22 protein-coding genes and 1 tRNA gene are annotated in these 19997 nt (G+C 69.8%); 9 read left to right on the forward strand and 14 right to left on the reverse strand.

From position 1 onward, the window contains the following. The first annotated feature begins 294 nt into the window (after positions 1–294). Positions 295–660, forward strand: coding sequence for a DoxX family protein (locus LQV45_RS04920; protein ID WP_230006017.1), 366 nt, complete (start codon positions 295–297; stop codon positions 658–660). Positions 661–737: 77 nt separating this feature from the next. Here LQV45_RS04920 and LQV45_RS04925 read toward each other — a convergent pair whose 3' ends face one another. Further along, entirely contained in the window at positions 738–1406 is a 669-nt protein-coding gene (locus LQV45_RS04925; protein WP_230006018.1) for a FadR/GntR family transcriptional regulator, read from the reverse strand. Between the two features lie 168 nt (positions 1407–1574). On the opposite strand from LQV45_RS04925, the gene LQV45_RS04930 reads away from it, so the two are divergent. From LQV45_RS04930 to LQV45_RS04950, 5 genes are all read left to right on the forward strand, one after another. Next, on the forward strand, positions 1575–3320 hold the full coding sequence (locus LQV45_RS04930; RefSeq protein ID WP_230006019.1) for a 2-isopropylmalate synthase: 1746 nt from the start codon (positions 1575–1577) through the stop codon (positions 3318–3320). Between the two features lie 123 nt (positions 3321–3443). Continuing rightward, positions 3444–3812, forward strand: a complete 369-nt coding sequence (locus tag LQV45_RS04935) for a DUF1622 domain-containing protein (protein WP_230006020.1) — start codon at positions 3444–3446, stop codon at positions 3810–3812. A gap of 114 nt (positions 3813–3926) precedes the next feature. Then, positions 3927–4742, forward strand: coding sequence for a MerR family transcriptional regulator (locus LQV45_RS04940; RefSeq protein WP_230006021.1), 816 nt, complete (start codon positions 3927–3929; stop codon positions 4740–4742). A 175-nt stretch (positions 4743–4917) separates the two neighbouring features. Further along, positions 4918–6033, forward strand: coding sequence for a mechanosensitive ion channel family protein (locus tag LQV45_RS04945; RefSeq protein ID WP_230006022.1), 1116 nt, complete (start codon positions 4918–4920; stop codon positions 6031–6033). Between the two features lie 195 nt (positions 6034–6228). Further along, positions 6229–6426 (forward strand): hypothetical protein, encoded by a 198-nt coding sequence (locus tag LQV45_RS04950; RefSeq protein ID WP_230006023.1) that lies wholly within the window; start codon positions 6229–6231, stop codon positions 6424–6426. A gap of 129 nt (positions 6427–6555) precedes the next feature. On the opposite strand, the gene LQV45_RS04955 is transcribed toward LQV45_RS04950, so the two are convergent. Further along, positions 6556–7479 (reverse strand): VOC family protein, encoded by a 924-nt coding sequence (locus LQV45_RS04955; protein ID WP_230006024.1) that lies wholly within the window; start codon positions 7477–7479, stop codon positions 6556–6558. 96 nt (positions 7480–7575) lie between these two features. Here LQV45_RS04955 and LQV45_RS04960 point away from each other — a divergent pair, with 96 nt between their 5' ends. Next, positions 7576–8058, forward strand: a complete 483-nt coding sequence (locus tag LQV45_RS04960) for a MarR family winged helix-turn-helix transcriptional regulator (RefSeq protein WP_230006025.1) — start codon at positions 7576–7578, stop codon at positions 8056–8058. Positions 8059–8100: 42 nt separating this feature from the next. On the opposite strand, the gene LQV45_RS04965 is transcribed toward LQV45_RS04960, so the two are convergent. From LQV45_RS04965 to LQV45_RS04975, 3 genes are all read right to left on the reverse strand, one after another. Beyond that, the gene (locus LQV45_RS04965; protein WP_230006026.1) at positions 8101–8460 is read right to left on the reverse strand and encodes a ribonuclease inhibitor; all 360 of its coding nucleotides are present in this window, start codon (positions 8458–8460) and stop codon (positions 8101–8103) included. Positions 8461–8498: 38 nt separating this feature from the next. Next, positions 8499–10223, reverse strand: coding sequence for a ubiquinone-dependent pyruvate dehydrogenase (gene poxB / locus LQV45_RS04970; RefSeq protein ID WP_230006027.1), 1725 nt, complete (start codon positions 10221–10223; stop codon positions 8499–8501). Positions 10224–10619: 396 nt separating this feature from the next. Further along, positions 10620–10693: transfer RNA gene (locus tag LQV45_RS04975), tRNA-Pro, on the reverse strand. A 207-nt stretch (positions 10694–10900) separates the two neighbouring features. Between LQV45_RS04975 and LQV45_RS04980 the strand changes: the two genes are divergently transcribed. Together LQV45_RS04980 and LQV45_RS04985 are read left to right on the forward strand one after the other, a co-directional pair. Beyond that, a complete protein-coding gene (locus tag LQV45_RS04980; protein ID WP_230006028.1) occupies positions 10901–11479 on the forward strand; it encodes a GNAT family N-acetyltransferase in 579 nt (192 codons plus the stop codon). Positions 11480–11519: 40 nt separating this feature from the next. Continuing rightward, complete coding sequence (locus LQV45_RS04985; RefSeq protein ID WP_230006029.1) at positions 11520–11903, forward strand: RNA-binding S4 domain-containing protein; 384 nt, start codon at positions 11520–11522, stop codon at positions 11901–11903. A 276-nt stretch (positions 11904–12179) separates the two neighbouring features. On the opposite strand, the gene LQV45_RS04990 is transcribed toward LQV45_RS04985, so the two are convergent. From LQV45_RS04990 to LQV45_RS05030, 9 genes are all read right to left on the reverse strand, one after another. Then, the gene (locus tag LQV45_RS04990) at positions 12180–13082 is read right to left on the reverse strand and encodes an NUDIX hydrolase (protein ID WP_230006030.1); all 903 of its coding nucleotides are present in this window, start codon (positions 13080–13082) and stop codon (positions 12180–12182) included. A gap of 226 nt (positions 13083–13308) precedes the next feature. Beyond that, on the reverse strand, positions 13309–13752 hold the full coding sequence (locus tag LQV45_RS04995) for a DUF805 domain-containing protein (protein ID WP_230006031.1): 444 nt from the start codon (positions 13750–13752) through the stop codon (positions 13309–13311). Positions 13753–14033: 281 nt separating this feature from the next. Then, positions 14034–15557, reverse strand: coding sequence for a ribosome biogenesis GTPase Der (gene der, locus LQV45_RS05000; RefSeq protein ID WP_230006032.1), 1524 nt, complete (start codon positions 15555–15557; stop codon positions 14034–14036). After that, complete coding sequence (cmk, locus tag LQV45_RS05005) at positions 15547–16260, reverse strand: (d)CMP kinase (protein ID WP_230006033.1); 714 nt, start codon at positions 16258–16260, stop codon at positions 15547–15549. The genes der and cmk overlap by 11 nt, the downstream gene beginning before the upstream one ends. After that, positions 16253–17386 (reverse strand): prephenate dehydrogenase, encoded by a 1134-nt coding sequence (locus tag LQV45_RS05010; protein WP_230006034.1) that lies wholly within the window; start codon positions 17384–17386, stop codon positions 16253–16255. Before LQV45_RS05010 ends, cmk begins: the two co-directional genes overlap by 8 nt. Before the next feature lie 52 nt (positions 17387–17438). Further along, positions 17439–18209: a pseudouridine synthase gene (locus LQV45_RS05015; protein WP_374208144.1), complete on the reverse strand. Its 771-nt coding sequence runs from the start codon at positions 18207–18209 to the stop codon at positions 17439–17441. Next, positions 18206–18838, reverse strand: coding sequence for an SMC-Scp complex subunit ScpB (gene scpB / locus LQV45_RS05020; RefSeq protein WP_230006035.1), 633 nt, complete (start codon positions 18836–18838; stop codon positions 18206–18208). The genes LQV45_RS05015 and scpB overlap by 4 nt, the downstream gene beginning before the upstream one ends. After that, complete coding sequence (locus LQV45_RS05025; protein ID WP_374208145.1) at positions 18828–19670, reverse strand: ScpA family protein; 843 nt, start codon at positions 19668–19670, stop codon at positions 18828–18830. The genes scpB and LQV45_RS05025 overlap by 11 nt, the downstream gene beginning before the upstream one ends. Further along, the coding region (locus LQV45_RS05030) for a ParA family protein (RefSeq protein ID WP_230006036.1) at positions 19654–19997 on the reverse strand (344 nt) is incomplete at its 5' end. The genes LQV45_RS05030 and LQV45_RS05025, both read right to left, overlap by 17 nt.

Here is a 19997-nt window from a genome sequence, read left to right on the forward strand (position 1 = left end):
CTGCAGATCCGTGAATCGCAGCCGCCCGTCGTGGAGCGTCGCCATGATCAGCAGGGCCCACTTGTCCGCGATCCGGTCCAGCAGAGAACGGATCGCCCTGCCCTGGTCACCGCGGATCACGCAGAGCGCTTCGTAGCGCGACATGTCGCCTCCACCGGCCGGGTTACACGCGTGTGCCTTTTGTAGGCCCTGCGATTCTGACCCACGATGAGCATGCTGACAACTCGTCACCATGGACGCGGGGATGCCACGGATTCCCCGTCGCCGTACCCGTGCTGCCGGAGGGAATTCCAGATGATCGTCGCCTATTGGATCGTCGCCGGGCTGCTGGCCCTGTTCTACGTCTACTCGGGTGGGGTCAAGATCGTCCGATCGCGAGACGCACTCCGCCCGATGATGGCGTGGGTCGACGACATGCCGCTCGCCCGGGTACGGCTGATCGGCGTCCTCGAGGTCCTGGGGGCGATCGGGCTGGTCCTGCCGCCGCTGACCGGCATCGCGCCGTGGCTCGCACTCGCGGCCGCGATCGGACTCGTCCTGGTTCAGATCGGCGGCATCGTCCTGCACGTGAGCCGCGGCGAAGCCCGGGTGCTCGGGCTGAACGTGGCGCTCCTCGCCGCCGCCGGGGTGACGACCTGGCTCGCCACCGTCTGGCTCTGAGGGCACCGTCGAGTTCGCGACCCTCACGGTGATGCTGACGGTCGACGATCACCGTCCCGACTACGAGGACTTCCCGCTCACGCGAAGCCCGACTTGAGGGCGTCGAGGTGAGCGCGGGTCGCTCGGGCAGCGGCATCCGGCATCCGGTCGCCGATCGCTTCCACGACCGCCGCGTGCGCGTCCTGATCGGCGTGCGCATCGGCCACGGGGCGGATACGGAGCATGTCGACCATCGCGCGCCGCACGCGTGGCACGAACCCGTCGAACAGTTCGGTGAGCACCTCGTTGTGCGCGGCGACGACGATCGTGCGGTGAAACGCCATGTCGGCATCCACGTGCTCTTCCACGCTCTGCCCGGCCACGGTGCGCGCCTCCAGCGCACGCCGGATCGCGCGGAGATCCGACGGTGTGCGACGTGTCGCGGCGAGGGCCGCGGCTTCGACCTCGATCGCCGTGCGCGCCTCGATGACCGTGACGATGTCGGCGCGACGCAACACCTGCTCCCAGTCCTCGGGGGCGTCCAGTGCCGTCACGTACACACCCGATCCCTGGCGGGAGTCGAGGATGCCACGGCCGGCGAGCTGGCGGATCGCCTCGCGCACCGTGGACCGACCGACGCCGAGCTGCGGCGCCAGGGTCGTCTCACCGGGCAGCCGCGCGCCGAGCGCCCACTCCCCCGATCGGATCCGCGCAAGGAGCACGTCGGCCGCTTGATCGGCCAGCGGCACACGTTTGAGCTGAGTCATCGCCATCTCCTCTACTTGTCTGAGGACTTGTGTTACAGTCTACCCGTGCTCACCGTCACCTCCCTTCTTCTTCGCCGCCACGGCGGGGCGTAGCCGGACCGGCTCCCTGTCGTGGAGCCGAACGCTGCGCCGGTCTCCATCTCGAAGACCCGAAGAGGAACCACCGACATGACCACGACCACCCCCGCCTGGAACCGGCAGCGCCCCTCCGGAATGCCCTCGCACCGGTACGCGGACGTCTACTCCCGCGTCGAAGTGCCCCTGGGCACCGAGCGGATCTGGCCGACCCGCCGGCTCACGCAGGCCCCGCTGTGGGTTCCCGTCGATCTCCGCGACGGCAACCAGGCCCTCGCGGAGCCCATGGACCCCGCCCGCAAACGCCGCTTCTTCGAGTTGATGGTGCGGATGGGGTACACCGAGATCGAGGTCGGTTACCCCTCGGCATCCCAGACCGACTACGACTTCGTCCGACTCATCGCCGACACCGACATCGCACCCGACGACGTCACGATCGTCGTGTTCACGCCCGCGCGTCGAGACCTGATCGAACGCACGGTGGAGTCGATCCGCGGCATCCGCAACGACGTCGTCATCCACCTGTACACCGCGACCGCCCCGACCTGGCGCGACACCGTGCTCGGCAAGAACCGTGACGAGCTGCGCGAGCTGATCCTCGCCGGGGGCAGAGACGTGTGGGAGCTCGCCGGGCACCTGCCGAACGTGCGGTTCGAGTTCAGCCCCGAGGTGTTCACCCTCACCGAGCCCGACTACGTCCTCGAGATCTGCGACGCGATGACGGAGCTCTGGGATGCCAGGCCCGAACGTCCCGTCATCCTGAACCTCCCCGCCACCGTCGAGATCGCCACGCCGAACGTGTACGCCGACCAGATCGAGTACATGCACACCCACCTCGCCCGTCGCGACGGTGTCATCCTGTCCGTGCACCCCCACAACGACCGCGGCACGGGCATCGCCTGCGCCGAGCTCGCCGTCCTCGCCGGCGCCCAGCGCGTCGAGGGCTGCCTCTTCGGCAACGGCGAGCGCACGGGCAACGTCGACATCGCCACCCTCGCCCTGAACCTGCACGCCCAGGGCGTCGACCCGATGATCGACTTCTCCGACATCGACGAGATCCGCCGCACCGTCGAGTACTGCAACCGCATCGACGTGCACCCCCGTCACCCCTACGTCGGCGACCTCGTGCACACGGCGTTCAGCGGCACGCATCAGGACGCCATCAAGAAGGGCTTCGCTGAGCACCGCGCCCGCGCCGCAGCCGAGGGGCGCGACGAGAGCGAGATCGCCTGGCGGGTCCCCTACCTGCCCATCGATCCCGCCGACATCGGCCGCAGCTACGACGCCGTCATCCGCGTGAACTCGCAGTCCGGCAAGGGCGGCATCGCCTACCTGCTCGAGACCGCGTTCGGCCTCGAGCTGCCCCGGCGCCTCCAGATCGATTTCTCGCGTCACGTGCAACGGCACACGGATACGACCGGCGACGAGGTCGCTGCCGACGACATCTGGAGCATCTTCACCTCCGCGTACCTGCCCGAGGACGCCGACGGTCCCGTGCGCCTGATCGCGCTGAATATCGACGAGGTCGAGGCCACAACCGACGTCACCGTCCGCGTCGACGACGTCGAGCACCGCTCCACGCACGACGACGCCGGCCCGATCGACGCCCTCGTTCAGGCCCTCGGGAGCCACGGCATCCCCGTCGAGATCCTCTCGCTCCACCAGAACTCGATGCGCTCCGGGGCGGATGCCGAGGCCCTCACCATCCTCGAATACCGCGCCCCGGACGGCCCCGCGTGGGCCGCCGGACGCAACCGCTCCGCCCTCACCGCCACCCTCGATGCCGTCCTCCGCGCCGCGAACGCCGTGGCCGCGGCGCGCGAGGTGTCCGCCCGGTGACGACCGTCGCGTACCCCCGGCCGGCGGTGGATCGCCGACGACGATGTGGACGCGGGGGAAGTCCGCGCGGGGATCGCCTCGCTGACGCTCGCCACCGTGACTGACCCCGGCTAGAACTGCCTTATGGAGTTCTCGGAGATCATCGAAGGCATCGGCAAGTCCCTGGATGCCGTGGGCGTCGCCGCGATCGTGATCGGGGTCGTCGCCGCCGTCGTGCTCGCCGCGCAACGGACCTTCCGACGCGAACCCGATGTCTACAGTCGCTTCCGTCGGTTCCTGGGGCGCTCCATCCTCCTCGGCCTGGAGCTGCTGGTCGCCGCGGACATCATCCGCACCGTCGCCGTCACCCCGACGCTCGCGAGCGTCGGGGTGCTGGCGGCGATCGTCCTCATCCGGACGTTCCTCAGCTGGTCGCTGGAACTCGAGATCACCGGCCGCTGGCCCTGGCAGAAGACCGCCGCAGCCGATCCGGTCCGCGGCACCCCGGAGTAGCGGCATCCGCTCTCCCTCGCGACGCGGTCGCGCACCCGCGACGGGGTGAAGTGGGGGCGGTTGGCTCTCGCGTTTGACTCTCACACTGTGTCAGGGTCGAACGTGGTTTCCGTCATGTACACCATTGGAGAATTCGCCGCCCTCGGGCGCGTGAGCGTGCGGATGCTGCGTCATTACGACGCGATCGGCCTGCTCGTGCCCGCGGCCGTCGACGACCGCACCGGGTACCGCCGCTACGCGACCGACCAGCTGCCGCAGCTGCTGCGGATCGTCGAGCTGCGCGACCTCGGTGTCGGGCTCGAGCGCATCGCCGAGATCACTCGCGCTCCAGAGCCGGATGCCGCTTTGCGCGCGGTCTTGGTCGCGCACCGCGCCGAGCTCGAGCGGTCGGTCGCGACAGACCGAGCGCGCATCGCACGCATCGAGCGGCGACTCCACATCCTGGAGGGAACCACCATGCCGGACATCACCTACAAGCCCGTCGCCCCCGTCACCGTCTACGCCGCGCGCGTGGACGCGCCGGGACTCGGCCCCGAGAACGTCGGTCCCGTGATCGGACCGCTCATCTACGGGCTGGACACCGCACTGAAAGCCGCGGGGCGACCGCTGATCGAGCCGGGGATCTTCTGGTACGACGCCGAGTCCGACGACCGCTTCTCGGTGCACGTGTCGTACACCGCCGAGGCCGACCCGGTCGAGGGCGCCGGGTACGACGTCGTCGAGCTGCCCGCGATGGAGACCGCCGCCACCCTGCTGCACCGGGGCGACATGAGCGGCATGGGGCAATCGTGGACGACGCTCATGGAGCATCTCACCGCCGACGGCTACCGCGTCGTCGGAGCGTGCCGCGAGGTCTACCTGCACGCCGACGGCCACGAACCCGGTCCGGACTGGGTCACGGAGCTGCAGGCACCGGTCGAGAAGGTCTGATTACCGCCGCCACGACCCCGGTCGGGCTCGACCGGGGTCGTGCGCCGTGGGGCCTTGTCCGACCGGCGGGGTCTTCGCGGCGTGTGCGTTCGCGCGCCGCGATATCCGGCGTATCCGTTTGCCCCCACCCCGGGGCCCGCCTCTACCGTGGACAGATCGACCCGGGAGGATGCGCGTGACCGAAGAGATCGAGCAGAACTGGCAGAGCTGGGGCGGATTCGCGATCGTGGCCGGCGTGGCCGTGGGGGTCGTGATCGCGATCATGATCGTCGTGGGCGTGGCGCTCACACTCATCGGCCGCCGGAAGAGGTGGGCAGGCCAACTCCGCGAACGAGTGAGCTGGCCGTTCCGGATCACCCTGCTGCTCCTCGCCCTCACGGTTTCGATCTCCGCTCTCCCCGTGAGCGCAGGTCTGCGCGGCGGCCTGGAGCATCTCTTCGGCATCCTGGTCATCATCGCGGGGGCCTGGCTTCTCGGTCACCTGTTCCTCTTCTTCGTCGACAGCGGGAGCCAGCGCTACCGGCTCGTCGAGAGCGACACCTTCTCAGCGCGGAAGATCCGCACCCAGCTGCAGATCGTGCGCCGCCTGGTGATCGTGGTGATCGTCGTCGTCGCGGCCGGCGGCATTCTCATGACCTTCGATGCCGTGCGCGCCGTCGGCGCGAGTGTGCTCGCCTCCGCCGGCATCGCGTCGATCGTCGCAGGCCTGGCCGCACAGTCGGTGCTGAGCAACCTGTTCGCGGGCGTGCAACTCGCCTTCAGCGAGGCGATCCGCGTCGGCGACGTCGTCGTGGTCGAAGGCGAGTACGGCCGCATCCAAGAGATCACACTCAGCTACGTCGTGCTGGAACTCTGGGATCAGCGAACCCTCGTGCTGCCGTGCACGTACTTCACCACCAACCCGTTCGAGAACTGGACCAAGCTCGGCCGAGCGCTCCTCGGCACCGTCTACTTCGACCTGGACTGGCGCGTCCCCGTCGACCAGATGCGTCTCGAGCTCGAACGGATCCTCACCGAAACGGAGCTGTGGGATCGCGCCGCGCAGGGCGTGCAGGTGACGGATGCCGTCGGTGGCATGCTGCAGGTGCGCATCCTCGTCAGCGCCGACGACTCCGGCCGACTGTGGGATCTGCGGTGCCTCGTGCGCGAGAAGCTCGCCGAGTGGGTGCGCACCGCTCACCCGGAGGCACTCCCCCTCCGACGCGTGCAGATCGACGAGAAGCCGATGGATGCCACGGTCGTGCGGGAGCAGGGGCCTTCGGCGCCGGAGTCTGTCGCGACCGCTGGCTGAGGGCTGAGGCGTTCGGAGGCCGGGAACGGTGAAGCGCTCCTCGCGATGGCTCCATGGTTTCCCCGTTACTCGCGTGAGAGTGCGGACTTGGGCGACAGCGCTTCATGTGCCGCCACGGCGTGTGGTTCCGCCTGGGAACCCGCACACTATGCCCGGATACGGACCGGCCTCCGCCCCCTCGGATAACGTGACACTGTGATGGAGTACCGCGTTCAGTTCGCGAACTACTGGTCGGAGAAAAACGGGGACGAGGTCACCGAGGAGACGATGTCGCTCGAGGACGCGCGTCGATGGATTTCACGCCACCCTCAGACTGAGTACGTCATTCTTCAGCGCGAGGCTGACCTGCCGGGGGCCATCTGGTCGCTCGTGTCGCGCGAGAACGAGCGCTGATCGTCCTCACGACCACTGTCGCGCACGCTGGAGCCTGCCAGTCGTTTTTCTTCGACGGGCCGCAATCGGGAAAGGACGACCTGTCGCCCGATCGATCCACGGGGCGGGTGCGATACTCGCTTCCGCGCCTCAGCCTCGCTCGGGCGTGATCGCCAGCCGTGTCCCCCACGGGTCGGAGAACCGCAGGACGCGACCGTCGTCCGCCGCGGCGATGCCGTTGCCGCGCAGACGCTCCCCGAACGCCTCCACGTCGTCGCGCATGGGCACGAGGATGCGCACGTCGCCGAGCCCGAGGGTCGCGGCGCGCGGCCCCGCACCGGCGCTGTGCCAGGTGTTCATTCCGAGGTGGTGGTGGTATCCGCCCGCGGAGAGGAACAGGGCCGAGCCCAGGTCCGCGGTCACGTCGAATCCGAGGATGCCCTGGTAGAAGCGGCGAGCGGTGGGGATATCACCGACCTGGAGGTGGACGTGCCCGATGGCGGCCGTGGCATCCGTGTCGTTCTCCACGATCTCGGGGTCGTACCAGCGCTGGAGGAACTGGTTCGGGTCGAGGGCCTCCGACGCCATCTGCACCGTGCCGTCGGGGTGGATCGTCCACTGGTCGCGGGGCCGGTCGCGGTAAAGCTCGAGGCCGTTGCCCTCGGGGTCGCGGAAGTAGAACGCCTCACTGACGAGATGGTCGGCGGATCCCTCGTACAGCCGCCCGGCGTGCTGGGCCATGGATGCCAGCGCGGCGGCGAGCCGAGCCTGATCCTGGAACACGATCGCGGTGTGGTAAAGCCCGGCACCGCGGCTGTCGCGACCGGGGAGATCCTTGTCCTGGCGGAGCACGATCGACGCGACGCCTCCCCGCCCGAGCGTCGCGGTGGGGCCGGCCTGGTCGAGGACGTCGAGAGTCACCGCGCGTCGGTAGAACTCGGTCATGGCATCGAGGTCGCTCACGAGCAGCTCGACGGTGTCCATGCGAGTGCCGTCCGGCGCGGACCCCGCGGTGGGTACGGCGGGTGCCGTCCATGCGGGCGCTGCCGCGTCCCTTCCCGGTACGTGATCCACGATGAGCTCCTTCTGTCTCGTGCGACGCGACAACCGAACCATTAGTTGTCGCTACAACCAACCTAGGATGGTCGGGTGGTATTCCAGGCACCCCGCATGAACACGCAAGAGTCGGCCGCGTGGGTCGGATTGGTCACGGTGAGCCAGCTCCTCCCGGCCGCACTCGACGCGCAATTGCAACGCGACTCGCGAATGACGCACTTCGAGTTCGCCGTGCTGACCGCGCTGCGGTTCGCCCCCGAGAGCACCCTTCGGATGACCGCGCTCGCCGAGGCGACGGCATCCACCCTGCCCCGTCTCTCGCACGTCTGCTCACGGTTGGAGAAGCGCGGCCTCGTCGACCGCTTCCCCTGCGCGGAAGACCGGCGCGCGACCAACGTCCGACTCACCGGCGAAGGCCGCCGAGCCCTCATCCACGCCACCCCCGGTCACATCGAAACCGCTCGCCGCCTCGTCGTCGACGCGCTCAGCCCGGCGCAGCTCGACGCGCTCGCCGAGATCACCGCGATCATCCGCGGACGGCTCGGCCACTCCCCCGATGACGATCAGACGCCGCCGGGGAACGTCTCCTCGGGGTAGGACCCGCCAATGCGTCGAACCGCGGCGCAGCGCTTTCGCTCCTCAGTCCAGCACCAGCTCGATGTTCTCGTGGTCGGCGAACACCCGTCGCACCAGATCGAAGTACGTCTCGCCGACGCCGGCGTCGAGCGCGTCGATCGCGCGCTGCGCCGGCGCCGGCGCGTACACATCGGGGCGGGCGAGCTTGGCGCGGTAGTACTCGCGGGTCGTCTCGACGCCGAGTGCTGCACGTGACTGGGCGTGATCGGCCCACACCACCCGGACGGGTTCGGCACCCTCGAGCACCCCGAACCCGCCGTACAGCACGTCGTCGAGCGCATCCAGACTCTCGCCGAGCGTCCACTCCTCATCGGGCATGAACACGCGGTTGAGCTCGCGGTACAGAGAAGGGATGCCGTGCACACGTGCCCCTTCGATGCGGAGCGACCGCTTCCCGGCGTTCAGAACAGCTGCCGGAAGTTCGTCGCGGCGAGATCGATGAGTTCGTCACCTCTCCCCGAGAGCACCGTCCGGATCGCGTACAGCGTGAATCCCTTGGCCTGCTCGAGCGTCACCGACGGGGGCATCGACAGTTCCTGGCGCGCGGTCTTCACCGAGACGAGAGCGGGTCCGTCGTGGGCCAGGGCCGCCCCCAGGGCCGCCTCGAGGTCGTCGGACTCGTCGACCCGGAAGCCCTTCAGCCCGATCGCCTCGGCGACGGCGGCGAAGTCGGGGTTCTTCAGGTCGGTGCCGAAGGTGACGAAGCCCGCGGCTTTCATCTCGAGCTCGACGAAGTTCAGCGACGAATTGTCGAACACCACGACCTTCACCGGCAGCTTGTTCTGCACGATCGTGATGAGCTCGCCGAGCAGCATCGCCAGCCCTCCGTCGCCGGCCAGCGCGACGACCTGCCGGTCGGGGAACGCCTCCTGCGCGCCGATCGCGTGCGAGACGGCATTGGCCATCGTGCCGTGCGAGAACGACCCGATCAGTCGGCGCTCCCGGGTCATCGTGAGATAGCGCGCGGCCCAGACGACCGGCGACCCGACGTCGGGGATGAAGACGGCATCGTCGGCGGCGAGCCGGTCGAGCGTCCGCGCCACGAACTGCGGGTGGAGCGGCTTGCCGCGCCCCGCGGGAACCGCGAAATCGTCGAGCTTCGCGCGCGTCTTGCGGTAGTGCTCGCGCGCCTCGTCGGCGTGCCGCGTCCGCTTCCCCTCCGTCAGCAGCGGCAGCAGGGCCTGAACCGTGTCACGGACCGTGCCGACCAGACCGATGTCGACCGGATGCCGTCGTCCGAGCTGCGCGCCCCGGATGTCGACCTGGATGTGGGTGGCGTGCTGCGGATAGAACTGCGGGTACGGGAAGTCGGTGCCGAGCATAAGCACCACGTCGGCGTCTTCCATGGCGCGGTAGCCCGACGAGAAACCGAGCAGTCCCGTCATCCCCACGTCGTAGGGGTTCTCCCACTCGATGTGCTCCTTGCCGCGCAGCGCGTGCACGATGGGCGCCTGGAGGCGCGCCGCCAGCTCGACGACCTCGTCGTGCGCGCCGGCCACGCCCGCCCCCGCGAGGATCGTGACCTTCTCGGCGGCGTTGAGGACGTCGGCCGTGCGTCGCAGCTCGTCATCGGAGGGAAGGATGCGAGGGGTCGCGCGCTCGATCGCGACGACGCGCTCGTTCTTCGCCTTCGCCAGGAGCACATCACCCGGGATGACCAGCACGGCGACGCCCCGCTTCTCGATCGCCTCGCGCATCGCGATCTCCAGCAGTCGCGGCATCTGCACCGGATCGGCGACGTATTCGACGTAGACCGAGCACTCGCGGAAGAGCTCCTGTGGATGCGTCTCCTGGAAGTAGTTCGTGCCGATCTCGCCCGTCGGGATGTGCGCCGCGATGGCCAGCACCGGCACACGCGAGCGATTGGCGTCGTAGAGACCGTTGATGAGGTGGAGGTTGCCCGGGCCGCAGCTGCCCGCGCAGACCGCCAGCTCGCCCGTCAGCTCCGCCTCGGCCGCCGCGGCGAAAGCCGCCCCCTCCTCGTGCCGCACGTGCGCCCACTGGATCACGCCGTCTCGGCGGATGGCATCCGTGAAGCCGTTCAGCGAATCTCCGGGGAGACCGTAAACGCGAGCGACGTTCTGACGGCGAAGAAGGGCGACGATGTTCTCGGCGACGGTGGTCACGGGTGTTCCTTTCGGCGAGGGTGCGGAGGCGTTCGGTCGTGTCGGTGATGCCTCCCGTGACTCACGCTACGCCTGCCCCTGTCGCCGCGGGTTGGCCCTCGGGGGCCATGGTCGGTCGATCACGCGCCGGAGGACGCACCGACACGGGGTTCCGTCGGAGATGCGGAATCGAGGTGTGGGCCCGCCGACGGGACTCCTGTTCGCTTCCGCGAGCGGCAGGATGCTCTCCTCTCCCGACGCGAAGGAGCGACGAAGGCACTCGCCAAGGAGAGGCGGTCGCGACGTGGCGGACCAGCATCCGTGCCGAGTACCCAGACGTGAGCGCAAGGCTTGCCGACCGTCCTTTCGCGGCAACGACGAAGGGCCCGCCATCAGGCGGACCCTTCGTCATTCTTGTCGGGATGACAGGATTTGAACCTGCGACCCCTTGACCCCCAGTCAAGTGCGCTACCAAGCTGCGCCACATCCCGTCGCCCGCGAGCGGGCAACTCGATTATCTTACCCGCTCCGCGGGCGTCCCGCGAACCACCGGGACCCCGGGCGTGTGCCCCGCCGTCCGAGGGGTTCGCTCGCGGCTCGTGCGCCGCGACGCGTCCGGTCGCGCACCATGGCGCGACCGCCCCGCAACCGCTGCGGCATCCCTTGTCCGTGTCCGACCCCCTCGCTACGGTCGCGGCATGAGCATCGAGATCCTCCCCGCGACCGATGACCGCTTCGATGACGCCGAGCTCGCGCTTGACAGCGGCGACGGGCCCGAATGCCAGTGCCAGTGGTGGCTGCTGCCGAACGGGCCGTGGCAAGAGGCATCCGTCGCCGACCGCACCGAGATGTTCCGCGCCGAGCTCGCCGGCGACCGCCCGCCCGGCCTCATCGCCTACGTCAACGGCGAGCCCGCCGGCTGGGTGCGCGTCGGCCCGCGCACCGCCCAAGCCCGACTTGCGCGCACGCGCGCCGTCACCGGTTCCACCGCGGAACCTCTCGACGACGACAGCGTCTGGGCAGTCACGTGCTTCGTCGTCCGCAAACAGCATCGGGGTAGCGGTCTCATGCGCGACCTTCTGGAAGCCGCTGTCACGGCCGCCCGCAACGGCGGCGCTCGCGTGGTCGAGGGGTATCCGCGCGATCCCGCCGCCGCGAAGATCCCGGTGAACGACCTCTACCGCGGCACGGTGTCCGTCTTCGAAGACGCGGGCTTCACCGTCGTCGCTCGCCCGAAGCCCGACCGCGCCCTCGTGTCCCTCACGCTTCGCGACTGATCCCCCGACCTACGATGGAGGTTCCCCCGAAGGAGCCTCGATGACGGATGCCACGACCACCGCGCGCGTCGACGCGTGGCTGTGGGCGGTGCGCGTCTACAAGACCCGGTCGGCCGCGACGACGGCGTGCCGTGCGGGGCACGTGCGGGTCAACGGCGAGCGGGCGAAGGCGGCTCAGCCGGTGCGCCCGGGCGACGAGTTGCGCGTACGCATCCAGGGCTTCGACCGCATCCTCGTGGTGAAGAAGACGATCGCGAAGCGCGTCGGCGCCGCCCTTGTCGCCGAGTCGGTCGACGACCGGACTCCCCCGCCGCCCCCGCGCGAGAGCATGGCGTTCGTGCCCGTCCGCGACCGCGGCGCGGGACGCCCCACCAAGCGCGACCGCCGCGACATCGAGAAGCTCCGCGGCCGCGACCTCGGCTGACGACGCTCCCCGGCCGGTCCGGGCCCGCCGCGCACATCGTCCGCGATACGCGCAAACTCAGCGCACACGCCGCCGCCGCAACTGAGGTTGCGCACATCACTGAGCCAGTGCCCCACGCCAGCCACCGCCACCGCCCGGGCCCGCCGCGCACATCCTCAGCGATGCGCACAAGCTCAGCCCACTCCTCGACACCGCAACTGAGGTTCTGCACATCACTGAGCCAGCGCTCCACGCCGGCCAGCGGCGCCACCGCCACCGCAGCGTCGAACCCAGGCCTCAGCCCAGCTGATCCCGCAGCCACCGCACGCCGCGCACCGACGCCCCGAGCTCCTCGACCCGCGCCGCGAGCCCGCGGTCGCTCGTCACGACGATCACCGGGTTTCGCGAACCCACGAGCGCGCGAGCGACCTCGACGATCTCGTCATCGCCCGATCCCGGGGCGCGGTAAACGGCGACCTGCTCGGCATCCACGTCCGCGGAACGCGCCTCGCCCTCGAGCACCGCCGCGACGAACGGGAACCAGCGCGTGGCCGCGAGGCCGAGGTGCTCGGCATCCATTCCGTCGACGGCCAGCCGCGAGAGCTGTCCGACCAGGCGTTCGGCCGCGCCGGCGCGGTCTTTCCACCATCCGTCGGGCGTCGAGCCCATCACGTTCGCGATGTCGACGATCACGGCGGGGCGCGCCGACAGCGCGTCGCGCAGCGCCGGCCACGCCGAGGCGAATCCCGGATGCAACGGACGGGATGCCACGTCGTCGATCGGCACCCACTCCAGCGCCACGCTCTCGGGGTCGCTGATCACCGGCTCGAACGGGGTCGTCACATCGGCGACGAGCGTCGAATAGCTCCAGATGCCGAGGTCGAGCACGCTCTCGAAGCGGGGCTGCACGGCATCCACCGGGACACCCGCCTCTTCCGCTGATTCGCGCAGGGCCCCGTCGCGGGCGGATTCGCCCTCGTGCCGGGCGCCGCCGGGCAGGGCCCAGGTGTCGCCGAAGTGGCTCCACGAGACCCGGTGCTGCAGCAGCACGCCGCGCTGCGCGTCGAGCGCCAGCAGACCCGCGGCGCCGAATCGGCCCCAATACTTCTCGCCCGTGGGCGCGACGACCCACGCGTCACCGGGATCGCGGGGCCCGTGCGGACGCCGCGGTTCGCCCGGGGCAGGAGGCTGGATCGTCATCTCCCCCAGCCTGGCACAGGCGCACGACACCCGGCGCGCTCGGCGTCACATGCCGCTCTTCAGACACGAGACTGCATCCAGCTGACAAGCCCACTGCAGGCTGCAACGGAGTTGTCAGCCAGATGAAGTTTCGGCATCCGGAACGCCACCGGAAACCGCGCGAGCGCAACCGGGAACACGAACGCCCCCCCGAACCGGGGCGGGTCGGGGCGCGTCGAGGAAGGTGTCAGGCGTCGAAGCGGGCACCCTGCGGGTTCTGCTCCAGAAGCATGAAGACGAACAGGATGATCCCGCCGACGAACGGGACGAAGGCGATGAAAATCCAGAAGCCGCTGCGGTTGGTGTCGTGGAGGCGACGAACGGTGAGGGCGAGGTGCGGGACGATCGTCGCCAGCGACCACAGACCGTAGATCACGTAGAACACCAGTCCGAGACCGGAAGGACCCACCGTGCGGCCCATCTCATCAACGGTCGGCCCGCCGGTGGCGAGGGCCAGGACGACGAGCACTATGCCCACGAGGAACATCACCAGTGCCCACCACCAGTACTCGCTGCGGCTGGCGCGGCCGGTGAAGGTGGCGTACTTCTTGAAGAAGCGCTGCACGGCGGCACCGATCGGCGCTCCGTAGTAAGGCAGATTCAGCGCCGGAACGGCCTGCGGATTGGTCATGGTGATCCCCCGTGACGGCATCGAAGGGATGCCACTCCGGCGGCCCGGAATGGTCCGCCGGAGTGGACTCTATCGACTCTCAGGTGTCTTTCAGGAACAGTGACACGCCGAGCCGCGACTCTCGAGAGTGCAACTGGCTGACATCTCCACTGCACGCCGCGCGCAAGATGTCAGCCGGATGAAGTCTCGAGGCGCTGACCGCCGGGCCGCCGACCTGCCGAGCCCCGGGCCCCGCCTCAAACGACAACGCCCCGGCCGAAACCGGGGCGTTCGCACAGCACTCAGCGCTGGCGCTTCTCGCGGATACGCATGTTCAGCACGATCGGCGTGCCCTCGAAGCCGTAGATCTCGCGCAGCCGCCGCTGGATGAACCGGCGGTAGCCCGGGTCGAGGAACCCGGTCGTGAACAGCACGAATGTCGGCGGGCGCGTCGACGCCTGCGTGCCGAACAGGATGCGGGGCTGCTTGCCGCCGCGCAGGGGGTGCGGGTGCTCGGCGACGAGCTCGGCGAGGAACGCGTTGAACTTGCCGGTCGGGATGCGCTGGTCCCACGACTCCAGGGCCGTCTCGAGCGCCGGGACGAGCTTGTCGAGGTGACGACCGGTGCGGGCCGAGATGTTCACGCGCGGCGCCCACGTCACGTGCGCGAGGTCCTGCTCGATCTCGCGCTCGAGGTAGCGACGACGGTCGGCGTTCTCCATGTCGTCATCGTTCAGACGATCCCACTTGTTGAACGCCAGCACGAGCGCGCGCCCCGACTCGAGCACGAGATCGATGATGTTGAGGTCCTGCACGCTGATCGACTGCGACACGTCGAGCACGACGACGGCGACCTCGGACTTCTCCAGGGCGGTCGAGGTGCGCAGTGACGCGTAGAAGTCGGCGCCCTGCTGCAGGTGCACGCGACGACGGATGCCGGCGGTGTCCACGAGCGTCCAGAGCTTGCCGCCGAGTTCGACGACCTCGTCGACGGGGTCACGGGTGGTGCCCGCGAGCTCGTTGACGACGACGCGCTCCTCGCCGGCCGCCTTGTTCAGCAGCGACGACTTGCCGACGTTGGGGCGACCGAGGATCGCGACGCGGCGCGGGCCGCCGATCTCGTACTTCGCCACCGCCGAGATCTGCGGCAGCACCTTCATGAGCTCGTCGAGCAGGTCGGCCACGCCGCGGCCGTGGATGGCCGAGACCGGGTGCGGCTCGCCCAGTCCGAGGTTCCACAGCGCGGCGGCCTCGGGCTCCTGGCGGGCGTCGTCGACCTTGTTCGCGACGAGGAACACCGGCTTCTTGGTCTTGCGCAGCAACCGCACGACGTGCTCGTCGGTCGCGGTCGCGCCGACCGTGGCATCCACCACGAACAGCACGATGTCGGCGAGGTCGATCGCGACCTCGGCCTGCGCGGCGACCGAGCGGTCGATGCCGCGCGCGTCGGGCTCCCAGCCGCCGGTGTCGACGAGCGAGAAGCGGCGGTCGAGCCACTCGGCCTTGTAGGTCACGCGGTCGCGGGTGACACCGGGGGTGTCCTCGACGACGGCCTCGCGACGCCCGAGGATGCGGTTCACCAGCGCCGACTTCCCCACGTTCGGGCGGCCGACGATCGCGACCACCGGCAGCGCCGGCAGGAACTCGATGCCGTCCTCGCCCGACGCGAGCCCCGCGAGGAGCTGCGCATCTTCTTCGTCGAGGTCGAAGTCCTCGAGGCCGGCGCGGAGCGCTTGCGCGCGCTGTTCGGCCAGGACCTCGTCGAGCTCGGCCATCTTCTCGGCGAGCTGGTCGGGCCCGCCTTCGTACTCGTCTTCAACGCCCATCGCGGGCTCCCATCGTGGAGTCGACGACGTTCAGGACGGCGTCGACGGTCTGTTCGAAATCGAGGTGGGTCGAATCGACCACCTGCACGCCGGGGGCGGCGGTGAGGAAGTCGACGACCGTGGAATCGGCAGCGTCGCGCTGGTGCAGCGCAGCGGCCACCTTGGCGGCATCGTGGTCGGTGAGTTCGGCGCTGCGCCGGGCGGCACGCACCTCGGGGGCGGCGGTCAGCAGGATGCGCACCGGCGCATCGGGGTACACGACCGTGGTGATGTCGCGGCCCTCGACCACGACACCTCGCAGACCCGAGGATGCCACGAGCCGACGGAACAGGTCGTTGACCGCTTGCCGCACGGCGGGGACGCGGGCCACGCCGCTCACGGCATCCGTCACCCGGGGCTCGCGGATCGCGGCGGTGACATCGGTGCCGCCGACGCGGACCCAGCGATCGGCCGGGTCGAGCGAGATGGCGTAGTCGAAGTCGCCGAAGACCTCCAGCACCGCGGTGGCGTCGGAGGTGTCGGCCCCGTGCGCGAGCGCGTGCCACGCGAGGGCGCGGTACGCGGCGCCGGTGTCGAGGAAGCCGAAACGGAGGCGCTCGGCGGCAGCCTTGGACACGCTGGACTTGCCGCTGCCGGCGGGTCCGTCGATGGCCACGACGGTCACGGGCGCGTCGACCGACGGCTTGGTGAGGGGCTCAGTCATGGGTGGTGCTCGCAATCCGCCATCCCCGCTGCTGGAGCCCGTCGACGGCTCGGCGGACGGCGTCGGGGACGACGCTGATCTCGGCCAGACCGAAGGGAGCCCCCGGCGAGTGCTCGAGACGCAGGTCTTCGACGTTGACGTCGAGGTCGCCCAGTTCGCCGAAGAGGCGCCCGAGCTGACCGGCGGTGTCGTCGACCATGACGACGAAGGAGTCGAAGCGGCGATTCTGGCCGTGCTTGCCAGGCAGACGTTCGACGCCCTCGTTGCCGCGGCGGATCGTGTCGGCCACGGTGCGACGGGCACCGGGGGCGTCGGGTTCGCGGAGCGCCTCGGCGACGTCGGTGAGGTCGGCGGCGAGCTGGTCGAGGACCTCGACCACGGGCGCCGAGTTCGCGCCGAGGATCTGCACCCACAGCTCGGGAGCGGATGCCGCGATGCGCGTGGTGTCGCGCACGCCCTGTCCCGCGAGCCGGAGCGAGCCGTCGGGAGCCGTGACGAAGCGACCGGCGAGGAGGCTCGCGACCAGCTGCGGCACGTGCGACATGAGCGCGACGGACTCGTCGTGCTCCTCGGGGGTCATCTCGATCAGCGTCGCACCGAGGTCGAGGGCGAGGCCCTCGACGAGCGACAGGTCGCGCGCGGAGGTCTCGCCGTCGCGGCAGACGACCCACGGGCGTCCGACGAAGATGTCGGCGCGGGCCGAGATCGCTCCCCCGCGCTCACGGCCGGCCATCGGGTGCGAGCCGATGTAGTGCGTGAGGTCGACCCCGCGCGAGCGCAAGGTGCGCAGCGGGTCCAGCTTGACGCTCGCGACATCGGTGACGACCGCGCCGGGGAAGGCCGCGAGTTCCCGCTGCACGACGTCGGCGACGACGTCCGGGGGCACGGCGACGACGATGAGCGAGGGACGGTCGTCCGCCCGCTCGGCGCGGCCGGCGCCGTAGTCGATCGCCAGACGCAACTGCGACGGGGAGGTGTCGGCGAGCACGACGTCGACACCGCGCGCGGTCAGCGCGTGACCGATGCTCGCGCCCAGCAGACCCGATCCGACCACGCGGACGGTGCCGCTCGTGCGGGTCGCCAAGGGCGCGTCCGCGCGCGCGGGCGTTCCGTTCGCTTCGATCATCGGGTCTCCTGCTGCCCTGGCGGTGACACTCGCACCGCGCGGCGCCCGACGGTCACTCGGCCGGAGCGGCCGGAGTGTCGCCGTCTCGACGAGACAGCGTGAGCAGTGCGCCACGTTCTACTGTAGTCAACTCCCGCGCCTTCCCCACCGGGAGAGTTCCCAGGTGGAGCGGGCCGAACTGCCGCCGCACCAGTTCGACGACAGGGTGGCCCACCTCGGCCATCATGCGCCGGACGATCCGGTTACGCCCGGAGTGCAGCGTCAGCTCCACCAGACTCGCCCCCTGCGAGGCATCCAGCAGGCGGGCCTTGTCGGCCGCGATCGGCCCGTCCTCGAGTTCGATGCCCTTGGTCAGCCGCGAGATCGTCTGCGGAGTCACGAGCCCCTCGACCTTCGCGATGTACACCTTGGTGACGCCGAACGAGGGGTGGGCGAGCACGTGCGCGAGGTCGCCGTCGTTGGTGAGCACGAGGAGCCCGCTCGTGTCGGCATCCAGGCGTCCGACGTTGAACAGGCGCTCTTCCCACTCCCCGGTGAAGCGGCGCAGGTCGGGACGCCCGCGATCGTCGCTCATCGAGCTGACGACGCCCGTCGGCTTGTTGAGGATGACGTAGCGCTTGGACGCGTCCAACTGCACGGCCACTCCGTCGACGTCGACCAGGTCGTTCTCGGGGTCGATGCGCGAGCCGAGCTCGGTCACCACGACACCGTTCACCCGCACGCGTCCCTCGACGATCATCTGCTCCGATACCCGACGCGAGGCCACTCCCGCATTGGCGAGCACCTTCTGCAGCCGTACGCCCTCGGCATCCATCTCGCTCATCTGAGCACCTCTCCGTCGAATCCGTCCGCGCCGTCGTCGAGCAACGGCGAAATGTGGGGCAACTCGTCGAGCGAGTTGATGCCCAGGTTGATCAGCAGCTGATCCGTCGTGCCGTAGTGGATCGCGCCCGTATCGGGGTCGGTGAACACCTCGGTGATCAGGCCCCGAGCCAGCAGCGTCCGCACCACCGAATCCACGTTCACGGCCCGAATGGATGCCACCTGCCCCCGCGTCACGGGCTGCTTGTACGCGATGACGGCCAGGGTCTCCAGCGCCGCCTGCGACAGGCGCGAGGGCGCTTGCGTGTTCACGAACTCGCCCACGACGTCGTCGTACTCCTCGCGGACGTAGAGCCGCCATCCGCCACCGACCTCGCGCAGCTCGAAGCCGCGGCGAGGACCGCCGGTCTCGCCGTCGTAGTCGGCGACGAGACCCTCGATCGCCTGGCGCACGGCCGGCACGGGCGCGCCGACGGCGGCGGCGAGCGACACGAGACTCTGCGGCTCGTCGAGGATCAGCAGGATCGCCTCGAGACGACGTGCCACGGATGCCGCGTCGTTGGGGCGCGGCGCGGCCGCCGCCTCAGTGGCGGAGACGGCGCCGCCCAAGGCGGTCGGGTCATCGGTCATAATCGGCTCCCAGGGCGGCGAGGTTCTCTTCCGACCACCTCTCGGCGGTCCAGCGCAGGGTCAACTCCCCCAGCGGCTCGAGCTGCTCGAACGACAGCGCGGCATGGCGGTACAGCTCGAGGATCGCGAGGAACCGCGCCACGACGACCCCGGTCTGGGTCACCCCGGCGACCAGGTCACGGAAGTTCAGCGTGCCGGCGCCGCGCAGCAGCGTGACCACGATCGCGGCCTGCTCGCGAATGCTGATCAGCGGCGCGTGCAGGTGGTCGAGGCCCACGGTCGGCGGCTGCTTCGGTGCGAGGCCGACCACGGCGAGCGCCGCGAAGTCCGCGGCGCTGAGGGTCCACACCAGTTCCGGGACGGCGCTGCGGTACTTCTCGTCCAGGCGGACGTTCCGCGTGTGACGCCGGTCCTCGCGCTGCAGACAGCGCGCGAACCAGGCCGACACCTCTTTGAACGCCCGGTATTGCAGCAGGCGCGCGAACAGCAGGTCGCGCGCTTCGAGGAGCGCCACCGATTCGGCATCCACGAGCTCGCCCTGCGGCAGGAGTCCGGCGATCTTCATGTCGAGCAGGGTCGCGGCGACGACGAGGAACTCGGATGCCTCGTCGAGATCGCCGTCCGGGCCCAGGGCGCGCAGGTAGGCGATGAACTCGTCCGTGACGCGGCTGAGCGCGACCTCGGTGATGTCGAGCTCGTGCGCCGAGATGAGGTTCAGCAGCAGATCGAAGGGACCGTCGAAGACGGGCAGCGAGACGCGGAAGCCCGCGGCCTCGGCATCCCCGCTCTCGAGCGGGCTGGCAGCGGTGCCGCCGTCAGGCGACAGCGCCACGGGCGACCAGTTCCCGCGCCAACCGCATGTAGGCCTGCGCGGCGGCGTGCTCGGGCGCGAACTCGGTGATGGGCATGCCCGAGACCGAGGCATCCGGGAACTTCACCGTGCGCCCGATGACGGTCTCGAGGACGTCGTCGCCGAACGCCTCGACGACGCGCTCGAGGACCTCGCGCGAGTGCAGCGTGCGCGGGTCGTACATCGTGGCGAGGACGCCGTCCAGCTCGATCGCGGGGTTGAGGCGGTCGCGCACCTTGTCGATCGTCTCGATGAGCAGCGCGACACCGCGCAGGGCGAAGAACTCGCACTCGAGCGGGATCAGCACAC

This window comes from Microbacterium sp. Bi128 (assembly GCF_918698205.1).

What these genes read in the sequence shown, in the direction of transcription:
- LQV45_RS04920 (WP_230006017.1), top strand. Translation starts at nt 295, where the DNA reads ATGATCGTCGCCTATTGGATCGTCGCCGGGCTGCTGGCCCTGTTCTAC.
- cmk (WP_230006033.1), bottom strand. Translation starts at nt 16,260, where the DNA reads ATGACTGAGCCCCTCACCAAGCCGTCGGTCGACGCGCCCGTGACCGTC.
- LQV45_RS04960 (WP_230006025.1), top strand. Translation starts at nt 7,576, where the DNA reads ATGAACACGCAAGAGTCGGCCGCGTGGGTCGGATTGGTCACGGTGAGC.
- LQV45_RS05010 (WP_230006034.1), bottom strand. Translation starts at nt 17,386, where the DNA reads ATGATCGAAGCGAACGGAACGCCCGCGCGCGCGGACGCGCCCTTGGCG.
- LQV45_RS04930 (WP_230006019.1), top strand. Translation starts at nt 1,575, where the DNA reads ATGACCACGACCACCCCCGCCTGGAACCGGCAGCGCCCCTCCGGAATG.
- LQV45_RS04935 (WP_230006020.1), top strand. Translation starts at nt 3,444, where the DNA reads ATGGAGTTCTCGGAGATCATCGAAGGCATCGGCAAGTCCCTGGATGCC.
- der (WP_230006032.1), bottom strand. Translation starts at nt 15,557, where the DNA reads ATGGGCGTTGAAGACGAGTACGAAGGCGGGCCCGACCAGCTCGCCGAG.
- LQV45_RS04990 (WP_230006030.1), bottom strand. Translation starts at nt 13,082, where the DNA reads ATGACGATCCAGCCTCCTGCCCCGGGCGAACCGCGGCGTCCGCACGGG.
- LQV45_RS04980 (WP_230006028.1), top strand. Translation starts at nt 10,901, where the DNA reads ATGAGCATCGAGATCCTCCCCGCGACCGATGACCGCTTCGATGACGCC.
- LQV45_RS05015 (WP_374208144.1), bottom strand. Translation starts at nt 18,209, where the DNA reads ATGAGCGAGATGGATGCCGAGGGCGTACGGCTGCAGAAGGTGCTCGCC.
- LQV45_RS04995 (WP_230006031.1), bottom strand. Translation starts at nt 13,752, where the DNA reads ATGACCAATCCGCAGGCCGTTCCGGCGCTGAATCTGCCTTACTACGGA.
- LQV45_RS04985 (WP_230006029.1), top strand. Translation starts at nt 11,520, where the DNA reads ATGACGGATGCCACGACCACCGCGCGCGTCGACGCGTGGCTGTGGGCG.
- LQV45_RS04940 (WP_230006021.1), top strand. Translation starts at nt 3,927, where the DNA reads ATGTACACCATTGGAGAATTCGCCGCCCTCGGGCGCGTGAGCGTGCGG.
- scpB (WP_230006035.1), bottom strand. Translation starts at nt 18,838, where the DNA reads ATGACCGATGACCCGACCGCCTTGGGCGGCGCCGTCTCCGCCACTGAG.
- LQV45_RS04925 (WP_230006018.1), bottom strand. Translation starts at nt 1,406, where the DNA reads ATGACTCAGCTCAAACGTGTGCCGCTGGCCGATCAAGCGGCCGACGTG.